The 15,957-nt window shown below is 58.5% G+C and carries 16 protein-coding genes; all 16 read right to left on the reverse strand.

The features are described from left to right. Window positions 1-222: 222 nt before the first annotated feature. Complete coding sequence (locus A7Q03_RS10395; protein ID WP_067448222.1) at window positions 223-942, reverse strand: hypothetical protein; 720 nt, start codon at window positions 940-942, stop codon at window positions 223-225. 2 nt (window positions 943-944) lie between these two features. After that, window positions 945-1,964, reverse strand: coding sequence for a hypothetical protein (locus A7Q03_RS06030; protein ID WP_156502942.1), 1,020 nt, complete (start codon window positions 1,962-1,964; stop codon window positions 945-947). 63 nt (window positions 1,965-2,027) lie between these two features. After that, window positions 2,028-3,965 (reverse strand): hypothetical protein, encoded by a 1,938-nt coding sequence (locus A7Q03_RS06035; RefSeq protein WP_067448225.1) that lies wholly within the window; start codon window positions 3,963-3,965, stop codon window positions 2,028-2,030. Further along, window positions 3,949-4,308 (reverse strand): hypothetical protein, encoded by a 360-nt coding sequence (locus A7Q03_RS06040; protein ID WP_156502943.1) that lies wholly within the window; start codon window positions 4,306-4,308, stop codon window positions 3,949-3,951. The genes A7Q03_RS06035 and A7Q03_RS06040 overlap by 17 nt, the downstream gene beginning before the upstream one ends. Before the next feature lie 9 nt (window positions 4,309-4,317). Then, window positions 4,318-7,563 carry a host specificity protein J gene (locus A7Q03_RS06045; protein WP_082880705.1) on the reverse strand — a complete coding sequence of 1,082 codons (3,246 nt, stop codon included), beginning with the start codon at window positions 7,561-7,563 and terminating at the stop codon, window positions 4,318-4,320. 9 nt (window positions 7,564-7,572) lie between these two features. Further along, complete coding sequence (locus A7Q03_RS06050; RefSeq protein WP_067448231.1) at window positions 7,573-8,304, reverse strand: tail assembly protein; 732 nt, start codon at window positions 8,302-8,304, stop codon at window positions 7,573-7,575. Beyond that, window positions 8,301-9,038 carry a C40 family peptidase gene (locus A7Q03_RS06055; protein ID WP_067448233.1) on the reverse strand — a complete coding sequence of 246 codons (738 nt, stop codon included), beginning with the start codon at window positions 9,036-9,038 and terminating at the stop codon, window positions 8,301-8,303. Before A7Q03_RS06055 ends, A7Q03_RS06050 begins: the two co-directional genes overlap by 4 nt. Window positions 9,039-9,049: 11 nt before the next feature. Further along, window positions 9,050-9,775, reverse strand: a complete 726-nt coding sequence (locus A7Q03_RS06060; protein ID WP_067448235.1) for a phage minor tail protein L — start codon at window positions 9,773-9,775, stop codon at window positions 9,050-9,052. Next, window positions 9,772-10,107 carry a phage tail protein gene (locus A7Q03_RS06065; RefSeq protein WP_067448237.1) on the reverse strand — a complete coding sequence of 112 codons (336 nt, stop codon included), beginning with the start codon at window positions 10,105-10,107 and terminating at the stop codon, window positions 9,772-9,774. Before A7Q03_RS06065 ends, A7Q03_RS06060 begins: the two co-directional genes overlap by 4 nt. Window position 10,108: 1 nt before the next feature. Further along, entirely contained in the window at window positions 10,109-13,414 is a 3,306-nt protein-coding gene (locus tag A7Q03_RS06070) for a phage tail length tape measure family protein (RefSeq protein ID WP_067448239.1), read from the reverse strand. Further along, window positions 13,407-13,679, reverse strand: a complete 273-nt coding sequence (locus A7Q03_RS06075) for a DUF1799 domain-containing protein (protein ID WP_067442223.1) — start codon at window positions 13,677-13,679, stop codon at window positions 13,407-13,409. The genes A7Q03_RS06070 and A7Q03_RS06075 overlap by 8 nt, the downstream gene beginning before the upstream one ends. A 47-nt stretch (window positions 13,680-13,726) precedes the next feature. Further along, entirely contained in the window at window positions 13,727-14,041 is a 315-nt protein-coding gene (locus tag A7Q03_RS06080) for a phage tail assembly chaperone (RefSeq protein ID WP_067442225.1), read from the reverse strand. Between the two features lie 13 nt (window positions 14,042-14,054). Then, the gene (locus A7Q03_RS06085; protein ID WP_067448241.1) at window positions 14,055-14,702 is read right to left on the reverse strand and encodes a phage tail protein; all 648 of its coding nucleotides are present in this window, start codon (window positions 14,700-14,702) and stop codon (window positions 14,055-14,057) included. An 88-nt stretch (window positions 14,703-14,790) separates the two neighbouring features. Beyond that, window positions 14,791-15,132 carry a DUF3168 domain-containing protein gene (locus A7Q03_RS06090; RefSeq protein ID WP_067448243.1) on the reverse strand — a complete coding sequence of 114 codons (342 nt, stop codon included), beginning with the start codon at window positions 15,130-15,132 and terminating at the stop codon, window positions 14,791-14,793. Beyond that, the gene (locus A7Q03_RS06095; RefSeq protein WP_067448245.1) at window positions 15,113-15,589 is read right to left on the reverse strand and encodes an HK97-gp10 family putative phage morphogenesis protein; all 477 of its coding nucleotides are present in this window, start codon (window positions 15,587-15,589) and stop codon (window positions 15,113-15,115) included. The genes A7Q03_RS06090 and A7Q03_RS06095 overlap by 20 nt, the downstream gene beginning before the upstream one ends. Next, window positions 15,590-15,910, reverse strand: coding sequence for a phage head closure protein (locus A7Q03_RS06100; protein ID WP_067448247.1), 321 nt, complete (start codon window positions 15,908-15,910; stop codon window positions 15,590-15,592). Window positions 15,911-15,957: the final 47 nt, after the last annotated feature.

A 15,957-nucleotide genomic window follows, 5' to 3' on the forward strand; every position in this document is an offset into this window, starting at 1 on the left:
GGGATGCCGGCGAGAAACAGCAGTACGCCGCGCCGGAAGCCGACCTGCCGTAAAAAGTCGGCAATGATTTGGTATTTATCCTGTTCGGACATTTCATCCTCCGTTTTCAGGCGGTGCCGCCCGCAGGCTCCGGACCGTGCCTTAACCGTCCGTATAAGGTTTTTCGCGGGAAACCCGTCATTGCCTCCTCCAACCAACCAATCGATTAAAGTGCCGGGCAACTCATTGGTCCACCCCTTGTAATTGGCCGGCAACCAGCTGGATTTCGGCCAAGATTTCGGCGGTGCGCTCCTCCGCCTCGGCAGCGCTCTTCAAGCCTTTGAGTTCGAGCTTGCGCATCCGCAGCATCCCCAGCTTGTCCGTCGCCGCCCGTAAGGCATCGGCTTGGGCGATGATGATGTCGGCCGCTTCGCATGCCGTCTTGCCAGCGGGTTTGGCAAAGGCGGCCACCTGTAACGGCGCTTCCCCTTTGCAGCCGCCGGCCTTGTAGTCGCGCGCCTGCCGTTCGCGCAGCCGGTATTCGGCTTCAAAGCGGGTAATGTGGCGGTAGGCCTGTTCCACCGCGTTATCGATGGACTCCATACCGCGCTCCACAGCTTCAGCTAAAAGCTGGGAGGCGGCCTCTTCGGTCAGCACCCACGCCTTGGCTTTAACATCCCACGTTTGATGCCCGTTCTCCCGCGGGGTGAAGGTCAGTCCGTCGGGCAGCTCGCCTATCTGTTCCACCACTACCGCCGCGCCGTCACCGGTCCGGTAGGCGGTCTTGCCCCGGTGGTCGGGCAGGTATTGCCATCTGCCGTCCGTCTCGCAAGGCCAAAAGCCGTGTTTCGCCTGCGGCCCGATACGCAGCGCATTGTCCGGCGGCAGGCTGTCCGGGTTGGCCGGGGCGCTGTAGGTATAGGGGTGCAGCGGGTGGGTGTCGTCAAAGTAAAAGTTCTGCATGGTTACACTCCCAGGTAGATGGCCGGCGTGAAGCCGATATTGAGCGGGCGGTTTTCGCCGTTCGCCCCAGGGTTTTGTTTCGGCGTGTCCATCGTGATGGTGGTGGCCAGCCCGGTATGGTTTTCCGTCCAATCCGCGCTGGCCACCTTGGGCGGGGTGTTGACTTGGTTCACCATCCCGCACGTGACGTACATGGGATTGCCGGTCGGAATGCCTTTATTCCCAAACGACGGGTCGCGGGGCAGCCAAATATCATCATTATCCGTCGCTCCTAAGCCGGTAACGTGGTAGTGCTTCGCCAGAGCATCTGACTGAACTTCACCCAGAGTTTTAGACGGGCGTAAAAAGTAGCCACGCCCGTCGGTATGGAACAGATTTGGCGTGTTGATTTGCCCGTTCTTCAACTCAATCTTAAATGCCCGTTTGTAGGGCTCGGGTAATGATTTCAAAGCCTTCCCTTGGGGTGAGTTTTCCGGGTATTTATCTCCGGTGGCTAGGTACCACTTTGCCGGCATAGCGTCAGCAGTAGTGGACAGCAGTTCAATCTTACCGACAAATAGGCCATCACCGGTACCGGTTTTGGCTAGCAGCTTTTTCAGTTCTGCCACCTCCCTCTCCAGGGTTTCAGTGGAGAGTTTGGCGGCAGCGGCAGTATTGCCAGCAGTCTGCGCGGCTTGGCTGGCCGTTTGTGCTGTTCTATCTGCATTCGTGGCAGCCTGGCTAGCGCTGTCAGCCTTACCGGCGGCGGCAGTGGCTACTTTTTCCGCCTCAGTTAGCTTGGTTTGCAGTTGTTGCAACTGCTTTTTCAGTTCGGCCAGTTCACCGGATGGCGCGGCGTTCCCACCGGCTTTTTCCAGCTTTGCCACCCGTTCCGTCAGTTCAGCTGCAGCCTTTTTAATCTGCTTTAGCTCTTCATCTGATCCACTGCCGACCTTTCCTGCCAGTTCGGTAAAATTGTCGTTGCACTTCTGAAATCCGACGCGGATACTGTCGCCGCCGGCGCCGTTTGGCAGGCTGCCCAAATTGATTTGCTCCATATTATCTCCAATAAAAAAGACTCATCAGGGTCTTGGTAATGAAAGCCGTTATACCGGCAACCGGCACAGAATCCAGTTTTCCGGGACATACTCCGGCGGTTGGTATGCCTTGCCATCGGATTTGAGCGAAATATACTTGTACACCTCCAACTTGTCGTCGCTGTGGCGGAAGCCTTGCCCGCCCCAAAACGGCACTTGATCCGAGCGGTTCTCTTCGGTTGAGTTCAGAACCAAGTCGATTAAATCCAGCAACCCTTTCTGTGCGGCAGCGGCAGCCTGAATCTCTTTCTGCGCCTCCACATCCCAGCCGCCCCAAGTCTCAAACTCGCGTTGTGCCTCTGCTTCATTGTAGCGGTTCTGCAAGACCCGGAGATCCCGCCGCCGTTTAGCCGCCTCTTCCGGCGAGTAGTTGGCATTTTCTTCATAAGCCACCACCGGATTGAGCTTAAACAGGAGGTTGAATGCCCGTTGCAGGCTCCAGGTGCTGTTCGTCAAAAAGTTGTTGAATTTATCCAGTACGCTGGGGTTGCCCATCAACTCGTCCCAAGATGGTTTATGCTGCGGCGCGTAGTAGTCCAAATTCGCCCGTTTATATACGTCCGACATTCGGAGTGGCACGGTCGGATTCCACGGTGCGCCTTTGTAGTCGTCCGGCACGTTCGGCCCGTGAACATACAGCGGACGATTGGACATCGAACGCTCGAAGGCGCTGTGTGCCATCGTACCACCCACCGCGTTGAGTAACCCGCCGCCAGGCAATTTGAACAATCCTGCCGCGCCGTGCACCAACATATTGCATACCTTGCTGTAGTCGTGCCCGCCCTTGACAGTGTAGATAGCCCCTTGGTTGGGGCGGGTGTCGTTACGCACCGTGATGGCCTGCCCCTTGCGGATAGCCGCCGTATTGGACAGTAGGCGTAGGTAAGGGCGGGCGTTATTCAACACCTCGTATCGTAATGGCTTATCCGGGTCGCCCTCGAACAGTTGCGACATCTGGCGCTTGACCGCTGTGTTTTCCTGTCCGATCCTTTGCGCCAACTCGTCCAGAGGCAGTGGTGTATCGGTGGCAAACACATAACTACCACGGTCGATGTAGCCCATCTCAAACGGCGATGGTTGCTGCGCCATACCGAACATATCGCCAGTATCGCCCACTGTCATCACAAACTTCATCGGTGCCGGTTCGTAGCGGTACACTACCAAACCGTAGGACGTTGGCTCGACTACAGTCGAGCATTGTGCAAAGTATTCCCACGGGATGCCGGCTAATTCGTAAAAATGCACCGTGATTTCCGTATTCGACGACATCTCCACATACAACCGCCCGCCGCAGCAAGAAACCAAGCCGAAGCCGTCCAACTCCGTCTGTGGGCTGTCGGTTGCGCCCAGGGCGCGGCTGCGGAAGGTCATGGTTACCGGCAGGCCGGTAAACAAACCCTGCCCCAAGCCTTGGCTGCGTGTCCAATCCAGCCGATATTTTGGGTAGTCGGCCGCCGTACCGCCACCGTAGCGCAGCTTGTTCAGCAACTTGGCCAATTGCCAATCCTGCCCGGAAAGCACTGAGTGTACTAGGCGTCTGGCCTTTTCCCATTTGTCCGCATCGTAGCCACTGCCCCAGCCGTGAATCACCGCCGGCAGCAAGGGCTCGCTGTCCCGTTCGCCGCCGTACAGCGAGAACTCGAAACGCACAGTGCAGGCAGTGCGAATCATGCCGCCGCGGGTGCGCAGCATACCGGCAGAATGTATTTCACCGCCTTGAGTCAAGCCGCGCTCCATCAGTTTTTTCAGTGGACGGTTGCGACTGCCGTCATTGAGCGGCAGTTCGCTGCCGTCAGCGGCCACCACCGACAACTGCCCCGGTTGGTTCAGGTCGCGCAGGCGCAGGGTCATGCTGCCGATCAGCTTCGGGCAGAACAGGTTTTTCGCCAACACGTTCACGCCCTGTCCGTTGTACACTGCCAGCCCGTAATCAGTTGACGTAGCCATATAAAAACTGTCTCCCGGCAAAGGCCCCGCCGTAGTGGGCCACATTACTGTTTACCCCGCTCCGTGCATCGTAGCTGATGTTCCAGCACAAAGACCACTGGTCGAAATACACCGTCGAGGCGTGTTCCGTGCCACTATTGATGCAGAATGAATGGAACACCGGCATAATGAAGATGCCTTTGAATTTTTCACGCAAGGGAAACAGGATGTCCAAGGCCAGCCGCCCGATTGGGTCATTACCGAGGATAAGCACCCCTTCCACCATCAGCGCCGAATCCAGATTGGTATCCAGCACCTTGCCGTCGTTGTCATACATCTGGATGCCGTATTCGGCCGCCATCATTTTCTCCCATCAATCATCCCAGCCGGTCAGTTTGCCCAGCCGCACCATCACATGGCCTTTCTCGTTACGTACGATCAGGCCGCGATAGTCCAGTTGTGTTCCCACCTTCCCGTTCGGGTCGGAGCGCAGTTGCGCACCGTGTTCGGCGGTCACGATAAAGCGGCCGCCGGCCATATTCAACGTGCCGCCCCGGATATCCGGCGCTTCAATCGTTTGGTTGGCTTTGATGTGCCGTCCCAAAATCGAGCCGTCGGCAATCAAGTCCCCGTTGAAGTAGGTTTTATCACCGGTTACGGTAAACATCGGCAGCTTCTTGTTGTTCCACAGCATCAGCTTGTCGGCCTGAATCACCACTTCAGATTGCCCGCTCGTGCCGTCGGCCAGCAGCGAAATCCCGCCCACCACTTTAGTGCCGGTGGCGGTGTCAGTGCTCACCTTCAGAGTGTAGGCGGCACGCAATTTACCGTTCAAATCGGCAAACGATTGCGCCACTTGTGTTACCGATGCCTTGGCCCCGGCTACTTCGCTTTCCACCGCCTGCACTTTCCGTGCCTGCGCTTCGGTTTGCGTGGTGAGGGCTTTCATTTCCTCGGCCACCGTGGCGATTTTGTCGCCGAACTGCGAACGCACAGCATTGATACGTTTTGATAAAACGTAATCCGCCTCGTTCATTTGGCTGTAAAAATCCCACTTGCCAGCTTGCTTGCCGGTGTTGCCGGCCATGCCTTGGTTATCACCAGCCAAATTGCCGATCAGATTAATCAAGTCTTCACCAGCCCCCGGTGCAAACTGTTCCTTGCTCAGCTTGCCCTTCAACTGCTCGAGCAATAGGGAGGGATCATCGCTGCACACCCCGTCCACCGGTGCCGTCCATTCTCCGGCCAGCCCGGCGCTGTCCACCAGGCGCAGCCAGAAATACCAATGCTCGCCGGTCTTGACGTTGGTGAGTTGATAGTCGGTTTGCGGTGCGGGCAGTTTCGCCAGCGGCATTGCCTGATTAAAGTCGTTGCTCCTGCCGTAGCGGATTTCGGTGTGTGCTTCCGCCAGCAGCGGGCTGGGCAGCGTCCAATTCAGGCCGATGGCAAACAGCTTGGGCGTTGGTCGCACCCCGGTAATGGTGTAGTTCAGGCTCCAAGCCTTTTCCAGCGGTTTAGACAGCACGCCGCGCGCGGTGCGGCCGCGGATTTCGGCGCGGTAATCGCCGTTGGGCAGCCCCTGCAGGCTGATTTCGGCACTGGGCGCATCCGGGATATGCCGCCACAGGCGGCCGTCTTTAAAGATTTTGATGTCGTAGCTCACCACCTGCCCGTCGGCGCTCAAATTCTCCCAGCTTAGGGTCAAATCCCGCCCGTTGGTGGACAAATTACTGTTGCCGAGCTGCGGCTGGCGGCCGTATTTAGTGGTTGCCCCTGCCTCAAACAGCGCACTGTTGTCCACCGCCGCGTATTTGGCCGGGTCATGGCGCAATGCGGTAATGGTATAAGTGCCGTCATCGGTGTTTTCTTTAATGCTTACCGCCCGATACTGGCGCGGTACCACCTTGCCGGACAACGCCCAATGGTCACCATAAGCCAACCCCGATGGGTCGCCATCCAACAGCAACTGATTAGGCTGCGGCTGTGATGCCACCTTGATGCTGTACTGTTTCGGCACCGTTTCGCCTTGCGCATTCTGTTCGAGGGCGATGTATTGCAGCCGCCAGCCAGTCAGGCTGTCGTTGATGGAACGGTCAATGGTTACAATCCGGCCGTTCACCGCCAACACCTGCCCACCCAGCTGTGCGCCGGCAAAATTGTTATCCGCTATTTGGATAATATCGTAGGGCAGGTGTTTCAACCCTTCGCTCCCCACGGTAAACGACACTGCATCCTGCTGACGAAGCCCGGTTTGCAGTATCCATTGCCCGTAGCGCACCGCTTGTCCGCGTGTAGTGCAGCCGAAAGCGGTTACCGACTGGATATTCAACCCATAGCGTTTGACGGCTTCGGCATCAGCCACATACTCGGTCTTGCTGCGGTAGCTATCATATTTGTCGGCAAAACGCACCAATACGGCGGTATAGGTAGATTTCAGCGCCACCCCGTTGTAGGCAAACTGCCCGTCCACCACATTGCTGTTGTCATACTGCGCCACCGGGTCGCCGCCCTGATCCAGCAACACCGACAGCTGGTTGCCGTTCCACAGCGGCATGCCGCAAAACGCACTCGCCAATTCAGTGAGCAGCTCGCCCGCCTGCCGACGGTCGGTCAGGTAGGCATTGCAGGTAAAGCGCGGCTCACGCCCGCCGAAGCCATCCGGCACCATCTCGTCGCAATAGCGGGCTACCTGATACAGGCTCCATTTGTCGATGTCTTCCGGGGATAGGCGCAATGCCAGCGTGGAGTAGCGCTCTTGGCGCACCAAATCGTAAAACACCCAAGCCGGATTATTCGTCCATGCAGTTTTAAAACTGCCATCCCACAGCCCACTGTAGGTGCGGTTTTCCGGGTCGTAATTGCTCGGCACTTGCACCTCGATGCCGCGAATCAGATAGTTGCGGCGGGGGTTCTGCCCGCCGAACTGGTCGGAATCAATACTCAGCGCCGCCAGCGCGGTAAACGGGTAGCACAGTTTGGCATCCGTAATTTCCACATAACTGGCAAAAAAGGTGCTGTTTTGGATTTTGTCGCTGCTGCTGTCCGGCGTAGGGCGCGAAACCTTGATCGAAAACGGCGCTTTCGGCAGCTGCTCGAACACTTCGTCATGGTAAAACGCGCCGCTGCCCTTCTCGGTAAAGTTCACATGACGCTGCTGCTGCACGCCGTCATCATTCACCAGCTGGATAATCAATGCCGTGTTCGCCGGCAGCGTATCACCGTTATCCTGTATCGCCGCATTACGCTCTACACCCACCGTTACCCGCAGCCGGGTTGGGCCGCTGTCGGACACGGTGCGGATAACCGGGCGGTGGTTTTTTACCGGGTTGGACACTAACACCGTGCGCTCCACGCTTTCCCAGCCCGGAATATAGCTTTGGTCGGGTGTGCCGCGCTGGAATACGGCAGTTACCCCTTTGAAGTTATAGCTGCCGTCCGGGTTTTGCACCGGTGTGTCGTTGAAAAACACGCTTTTAAACGGTGCATCATTGCCGTTAGCAAAACCGGACACCACCCCCTCGCTGATCACATCCACAATGCGCAGCATCTGCGCTGAAGATAGCCTGTTCGGCGCTTCATACGGCGTGCGTGCACCACCACCGCTTTTCTGCCCACCCATTATTTACTCCTAATTCTGCTGCAGCGCCGCCGTGTAATTGCGCGCCCGCACAGAATCGTCATTAAAATCCGTGTTGTAATACTGCCCGTTCGGCGCTTTCGCAGCCTGCCCAGTAATCGGGGTTTTTACCAGCCGCAGGGTAACGTCGGCCGCCGTCGGGTTTTGCAACACCGGGTCGCCGTCGGTATCCACCCGGCGCGACACCACCCCTTGCGATGCCACACGGCTGCCGCAATAAACTTTGCCGTAAGCCAACGGCACCGGCTGGCCCTGCGCCGCCGTGTTGTCCAGATTGGAAAACGCCGTATTGCGCCCAGCTTTCTGCCCACGCTGCTCGTTGTCCAGCTTCGGCGGCCGCGCCAACATCTGCGCAATCCCACCCGCCACCAAACCAATACCGGCGCTCATCAATGCCCCAGCCGCCGCCCAGCCGAACGGATTCCACCAAGCGAACGCAATCAACACCACGCCGGCGATAATCTGTCCCGCCTTGCCCGCACCCTGAATGCGCGGCACGATGTGCAAAACACCGCTGCCGGCAGCCTGAAAACCGTCCGGCAATTCAGCCTCGGCGAAATCGTGGCGGTTAAAGCGCACCTGATAAAAGCCGCTGCCTAAAATCTCCCGAAAGCCGGGCAGCTGGGTGAGCAACGCCCGCAGCGCCTCCGCCGGGCTGGCGGCGTGCAAATCAAAACGGCGGCCGTATTCGCGCAGGCCGCCGTGCAAGCAAACTGTAATCATGATGCGTGTTCCAAATCATTCAGCACCGCCTGCAGCATTTCAGGCTGCCATTGTTGGTGCCGCCAAATACTGTGCGTATGCCGCTGCCAATATTGTCCATAACCATCGCGGCGGCTTAATTGCCCGAAAGCGTGGTGCAGCATTTCGCCGTTGCCCAAATACAGCAGCACATGCGAAGCCCGCCCGTCGAATTCGGTCAATACCACGTCCCCTGGCTGCAAATCGCGCACTCTGAAAAATCCCGCATCCTCGGCCAGCGCCAAGAAACGCCCCTGCGCCGCATCATCGTCGATGCCGCCACGCTGCACCGGCGGCAAGTCAATCCCCGCCAGATGGTAGGCATCCGCCAGCAGGCTGTAGCAGTCAAAGCGCCCATATTCAAACACCCGCCCGCGCAAATGCGGCACAGGCTCGAACACTTTCAGACTGCCTGAAACAGCGAGTACCCAAGGCAGGCCGTTGGCTGCCTGCATTTGCCGGTCGGCGCCGGACAGCCACGGTTCGCCCTGCGGGTGCGAATGCACGATGGCGCACACTTCGCCCTGCTCCGGCACTTCGATCAAATCCAACGGCGCGATTTCAAAGCGTGCCGACGGGTCGGCCGCCGCGTTGCCGCAGGGCCGATACAACTGTTTCCCGGCCGCCTGCACAATCAGGCCGCAGCATTCTTGCGGCGCTTCCTTGGCGGCGTGCGCCAGAATTGCCGCCTGTACGGATTTTGTCAGTTTCAACATTTCAGGTAGCCTCAAGAGGAGCTCAAAGTCTTATCCACCCCCACCCAGCCGCCGAAGGGCAGGGCGGCAGTCTCGCCGAAGCGTGCCTTGCAGCCCTGCAGCTTGCGGCTGCATTCGTCTTTTTCCGGATCGGCGGTGGGTATATCGAAGCGGTCGGCTACCGGTTTGCCCCGATAGCCGCAAGCTTCGCCGCGATAATCAAACGGGCAGTAATCGTGCAGCATCAGCCGTGCCGGAATCACTGCCCCATCTGCTTCCGATGGTGCCGCCAGCTCGAACTGTGCCGAATCGGCGGTAAGCGATACCATCCGCTCCACCAGATATTTGCTCACAATTTCCTGCGCCGGGTCGGCCTGCGGGTTGCCCAGCGCGAAGTTGGCAGCATCCAAAAAGCGGGCATACGTCTGCCGGCGCCATACTTCCGCACCGATAAGCTGGCCGAACTGCTCGGATAAGCCGGTAACCGTGCCGTACACGTTGGCCAGCGTAACCTTGGGCCGGTTGCCCGCCCCTTGGCCGCTCGATTCGAAGCCGTCGGCCTGAATCGGCAAGCCCTGATAAGTCTGCCCCTTCCATACTACCGGCTGCGAGAGTTCGTTCAGCAAATTGCAGTAGCGCAGGATTTCGCCGCCCAACGGCCGCAAATCCAGCTCCCACAAATCCACCAACACCCCCTGCTCGGCCGCCGAAAGCGCCCGCAGCATCGGGATGGACAACTGTTTAATGCGCGGATTCATGCGAGCACCTCTTCAAACTTCCACGACAATTGCCACACCCGGCCGCCTTGGTGCGCTTCGCGGTATGCCGCCACCTTAACCAGCAGCTTATCCCGCCCCGGCGGCGTCCAATAAAACGCCCGCACCCCGGTATGGGCATCCAAAAACGCCCGCACTTGCGAGAGCGTTTCCGGCAGCCCGCCCAAAGTCACCTCCCAAGTTTGCAGCTTGGGCCGCAGCGAGAGCGCCTGCCGTTGCTCGTAGCCGTCGCCAAATTTCACTGTGCGAACGGCAAATTTATGCTCCGCCGTGAGCTTGGCCTCCACCGGCCAGCCGAATGTTTCAATCGCCATCTTAATTACTCCGGTGATAACGGCCGCCCACACGGGCCACGTTATCCATGTACCATTGTTCAATCATGCCCGGCAGCGCCACCGCCAACGCTTTAGCCATTTCGCTATTGCCTTGGCTGCCTGCTTCGCTGCTGCCGTCTTGGTTGATCACAATGCTCACCTGCATATTGTTTTGTTGACCGCCGCCGGATACCGCAGCCGCCAGCGCCGGGGTCATCCCCACCACGCCGCCATCGGCATAACCGCGCAAACGCGCCGCTTCCACTCTATGCACCCCGCCGAAGCGCCGCACATCTGCCTGCGAAAACACCACCTCGCCGCGATGCACGATGCCGGCCGGTTCGTATTTGCTGCCATCGCCGGTGTAGCCGCCAACCGCCAGGCTTTTCATGCCTTTGAGTTCGGCTTTGAGCCCACCCACCACGCCGCCGTCGGCATAACCGCCAAATGCCGATTTCATGGCATTTAGAATCGCCATCTTAATCAGCATTTTGGATAGGTCTTGCAGCACCGACACCGTGAAATCGCGGAAATCCAGCTTGCCGGTGGACACAAACGTCCCCAGCGCATCTGACATCCTGCCCAGCGAATCGGTTACCCCGTCCGCCATTTCTTCACGCATTCCCTTGAAGGAATCCGCATAACGCACGAAGCCGTCATTGATACCGGCCATCCAGTCATCGCTTTGCGCCTGTCTCAGCCGCTGAAATTCTTGCCGCGCCTGTTCTGCCGCCTCTTTCTGCTGCCGCAGCCCGTCCACGATTTCCGGGCTGGCGCCGTCGGCGATTGCCTGCTGAACTTTCAGGTCGTATTCCCGTGCCAGCCGCAGCCGGTCGATTTCATCGGCAGTTTTGCCGGTAAGCGACAATTCAAACGCCTTATCTTCAAACCCCTTGTTGGTTTCCAGCGCCAACGTCTGAATCAGCGTGTTATATTTTTCGGTTACGCTGTTCACCCGCTCCTGCGCATCGGCCTTTTGTGCTAAAGCCAGCAGTGTTTGTTTCTCGGTGGCGCTGAATTGCTGATATTCCGGGCTGGCAAGCAATTCCAGCTGGTGGCTGAACGATTTGCCCAGGTTTTCCGACCATAACCGCGCCTGCAGGTTGGCCTTTTCCGTCTGCTGTGTCAGCCGGGCCAGCATCCGTTCGTAGGGAGTGGCCGCCTTTTCCGCTTCGGCAAACAGCCCGCCGTGAGCAAACGCCTTGGCGCGGCCGTCCAAACCGCCGGCAAATTGAGCGGCAATGCGCGCATTGTTCCAGTTCAAGTGGAAATGCCCGCCGTTCGCCCCAGCGCTCGGCCGCTTGTATTCGTTAATCAGCGTGAAATCTTTTTCCGACAAACCAAGCTCGCGGAAATAAGCCCGGATTTGCCGTTCCACTTCATCCGATTTGCGCGGGTCGCGGATGGAGAAATCAAAAGCCAAGCCCGCCCCGTGCGTGCCGGAGCTGCGGTTGCCCTTGCGCCGGAAATAAGCTTCGGAATGGTGGTAATCGTCGTTAAAAGCCGAGAAATGCACCAATTTGTTGCCGAGCAGCTGCTGCATCGCCTGCGCGGCGGCAAACGTGCCGGGCGCCACATAGCGCGCCTGCCCGTTCACCGTGCCGATGGCCGATGGTTTCAGCCGCAACCCCTGCGCCGTGGTGGCAAACTCGTGGCGGGACGTGCTTGTGCTACGGGCACGGCTGCGCCGCTGCTCCTGTTGTTCCCGCTGCTCACGTCTTTGTTGGATATTCGCAATGATACGTTCCGTTTTCCGCTCTACCTCTCGCACTTGTGCCGGCGAGTTGTGCGGGTCGGCTTTGAAATCAGCCAGATTCCTTCTTAGCCGGTTGATCTCCCTTGTTTCTTCTTCGCGTGCCGTCAGGTTGCGTTCGTATTCGCGGTTGGTTTCATCTAAAATCTCCACACTGCGGCGGCGTTTCTGCGCTTCTTCCTGCCGCTGTTTGGCTTGTGCCTCTTCAAAATTCCGCTCCCGAGTTAAACGATCGCGGGTAAGCTTGTCTGTCTCAAGCTGCTTGGCATCGTAGGCAGAAAAACGGCCGGGGTGGTTATCCCGTTCTTCTTCCCGCATCCGGATGCGTTGGTTTACCACGTCAATCTGCTCTTGCAGCGATTTTTCGCGGCCGATGCTTTTCATTTCCTCCCAAGCGCCGGAAGCAGCGTTCTTAATCCCCAGCCACGCCTTTTCAATCGCGCCGAGGTTTTGCACCACCCGGCGTGACATATCCTCTGATTCAGCAGCATATTTACCCTGCACCAACCGGATGGCATCTTGCTCGCGCCCTTGGTCTTGCAAGGCTTTCACCTGGGCATACACATCGGCCGTCATGCTTTGGTAAGTGCGCGACAGCTGCAGCACCGCTTTCAGCGGGTCATTGGCGATTTCCACGTATTTGGCCGCCAAATCCTCCACCGATTTGCCTGTGGCTTGCGATTGCAACACCACCGATTGGGTAAACTGCGCGAAATCATCCGCCGCCACCCGCCCGCCGGTCACAAACTGCACCACCGCCGCGCGCGCCTCACTATAGCGCCCGCTTACCTTGCCTACGGCTAAGGCCAAATCAGCCAATTGCCCGGCGGTCAGCCCGGCGCTGTCGCCGGAAAAAATCACCGCCTTTTGGTATTCGCGCCCTTCCTCACTGCCCGCGCGCATGGCATAGGTCAGCCCGGCCACTGCGCCGCCGAAGCCCAATACCGCCAGCTTTCCTACCGATACCGAAGCGGCCAGCCCGCGAAACATCGTGCCGAAGCCGCCGAAGCTGTCGCGCAGTTGTCCGCCTTGCTGCAACGCAATCAGCAGCGGGTTTTGCCCGCCCGCCAACTGGGTCACAATGTCGGTAAACTGGGCCGGCACCTGCCGCAGGGCGTTGTTGTATTGCCCGAGCGTGATATTGCCCACCATCTGCTTGTGCCGGCGGGCGGCCGCGATATTGGCTAAATGCAGCTCACGCGCTCTTTCCAACTGGCTCAACAACGGCGTGAGCCTGGCTTTATCCAAACCGCGCTGCCCCGCCAAAGTCTCGTAGTAAGCACGGCTGGCCTTGCCACCCGCCTGCATGGCAGCAATATCGCGTTTGATGGCGTTTTCCAGCGAAGTGTAGGAGCGTTCGCGGCGTTTGTTGGCACGCTCTACCTCTTTAGCCGCATCGGCCGCACCAACCCCCACTGCGCCCAAACCGTCCGCACCCCGGCGGCCGGCTTTTTCTGCCGTATCTGCCAGCGAGCGCAACGATACCTTGGCCTCTTCCACCCCGGACTTCAGGCCGGACACTTCCGCGCCGATGGTTACCACTGAATCAGCCATTTTTACCCTCCTGCCACATATCCAATACCGCCTGCTCCATCACCCTAATATCGTGCAGCATTTCCGCCCGTTTTTTCTTGCGGATGCCCCACGAGCGCATCACGTCGAACAGTGCGCCGTAGTCCAGCCCGTAAGCCCCGGCCATACTCACCCGCCATTGGGTGGATACCGCCGCAAACAGCTGAACCGCCGCCCAACAATCCGGCCATACCTGCACCGCATCCTCTTCTCCAAAATCCTCCGGCGTGAGGCCGAAAGCCGCCATTTCCGTTTCGGAGGCTTCCGGCCGATACAGGGCGCGGGCGGCGGCAATCAGTTTCCCCGGCGGGCGGTAATCAGCTCTTCGCTGTAGGCAGAAATCAGCGCGCGTGCCGCGCCGGGATAGTTATCCAGCAGCGTGCGTAAGTTGTCAGTCGTGAATTCATCTTCCAATTCCCAGCCAACCACCAAGGCTTCCGCTACTTTAGGGTCTGGGTTGTCCACGTTGTCCGCCCAAAACCGTTCTAATTCGTTCAACCCCTTATGTTTGAACTCAAATACCGCTTCCACCACTCCAGCACCCGGCACCGGAATATCCACCTTACATTTAAAAGTCGGATGCGGTTGCAGTTTCAGTTTGCTTGCCATGTTTCAGCCCTCCTTAGCCGAGATAGCGGTTTGGGCGGCCGTTCATGGCGTAGGAAGCCTGAATCTTCATGCCCTCGTTCATGGTGGTAGTCGGCGTCTCGTTTACCGAGAGATAGCCGTTGTACACCACCACGCTGCCGTCTTTCAGGTTCAGGCGCAGCGGCACCTGTTTGCCCGTACGGCTCGCTTTCACCGCTGCTTGGTAGCCGGGCAGGGTCGGGTCGTCGCCAAGGGCGATATTGATCTGCGTAGCCGATACCGTGGTCGGCAGCTGGCGCGAAATCCCGTCCTCCATAAAGGCATAGTCGTAATACTGCTGCTCGCCGCCGGAGGTGGAATATTCCAAAATCTGCAGCAGCTGCTGCCAGGTTTTAATCTTGCTCAACGTGCCGCCACCGCTGCCCGCCGGAAAGCGGTTTAAATCGGTAGTGTCGATGCCGATCAGCTTCACGCTGTCGGTGTCCACGCCGCCTACTTTGAATACGCAGCCGTTCAAATCGCCCCAGCCGCTGGTCACTAAGATGTAATCGCCGTTTTGCAGGCCGTGTGCTGTGGAAGTCAGCACGCATTCGTCCGCATTGCTGGCGCCGGTAAAGGATTTTTCCGCTTCCATTTCGGTTGCGATAAATACGGTCGAACCGTTCGGCAAATTCATAGCCATAATTCACTACTCCATAAAAAATGCCCCAACGGGCACAAAAAAGCCGCCTGCGGGCGCAGACGGCCAAACAAAAAGCGGCTTCGCGCCGCTACCCCATCACATAAAAATCCTGCCGCATCCCGCGCAGTCCGGTTTCCGTATCGTAATCCGCCTGCGCCGCACCAATCGGTGCCACGCCTGGCAGGGCGGCAAGCGCCTGCTCGATGCGCAGCGACAGCGACACTGCTTCCAGCCGCGTCTGTGCCCACACCGTCACCTGTAGACGGATTTGGTAGCCGCCTGGTGTTCTGTTGTCCATAAACAGATTGCCGGCGCCGCCCACCCGCTGCAGTATCACCAATGGATTGCCTGCGTTATCCGGAGCAAAATCGTGATACACCTCTACCGTCGGCAGCGGCGAGCGGATGGCATCAATAATGGTCTTTTCCACGAACCGCCTCCTTAATGCGTTCGATAATCAGCTGTTCCGCCTGCTTGCGCATGGCATCAAACGCCGGGCGCAGAAACGGCTGGGCCGGCGTGCGCACCGTGCCGTATTCCACCATGTGCGCATAGGGCACATAGCCTTTATTCGACGGGTTTTTACGCCAGCCGATTTTGTATTCTTCTCTCTGCCCGTTCAGGCTGTTTTCGTCGATGTGCCGGATATAGATGGCATTTTTCAGGCTGCCCGGCTCAAACAGGTATTTGCGCCCCGGCGAGCCGTCTTTGTGCCGCCGGCTGTAAAACCAGTGCGCCGCCTCACTCCTTGGCGCCCGCTCCTCCGCTTCGCGCCGCACCAGCATCGCACCGGCCAGCGTAGCCGGGCGCAACTCCTGTCCCACCCGCTCCGCGATGCCGTCCAGCTGTCCCAGTGCTGCCGATAAGTCCACATCCAATTCCAGCATTTATTCCGCCTTCTCACACACCAAATCCACGAAGCGCCGTTTTTCCTCGTCCGGCAGCACGGCTTTGATGTCGTATATCGCCCCGTTCGGCAGCTGCAGCCGCATTGTGTGGTCAATATCGCGCCGGAAACGGATGCGCACGCTGGCGCGCACCACGCTGATTTCCTGATCCGCCTTCAGTTTGGACAACCCGGAAACATGGCGAACATCCGCCCACAGCTGCAACATATCCTGCCAATCCCACACCGTCGCGCCGCTCGTATCGGCGGTTTTCACCTTGTGCTGCACCGTCACCCGCGTATTCAGCTCGCCTGCCCGCATTTCCTGCCCCCAATAAAAAGGCTACCTGAACTTTCAGGTAGCCTGTA

The organism is Eikenella sp. NML99-0057 (genome assembly GCF_001648535.1).
Classification (GTDB): Bacteria; Pseudomonadota; Gammaproteobacteria; order Burkholderiales; family Neisseriaceae; genus Eikenella; species Eikenella exigua.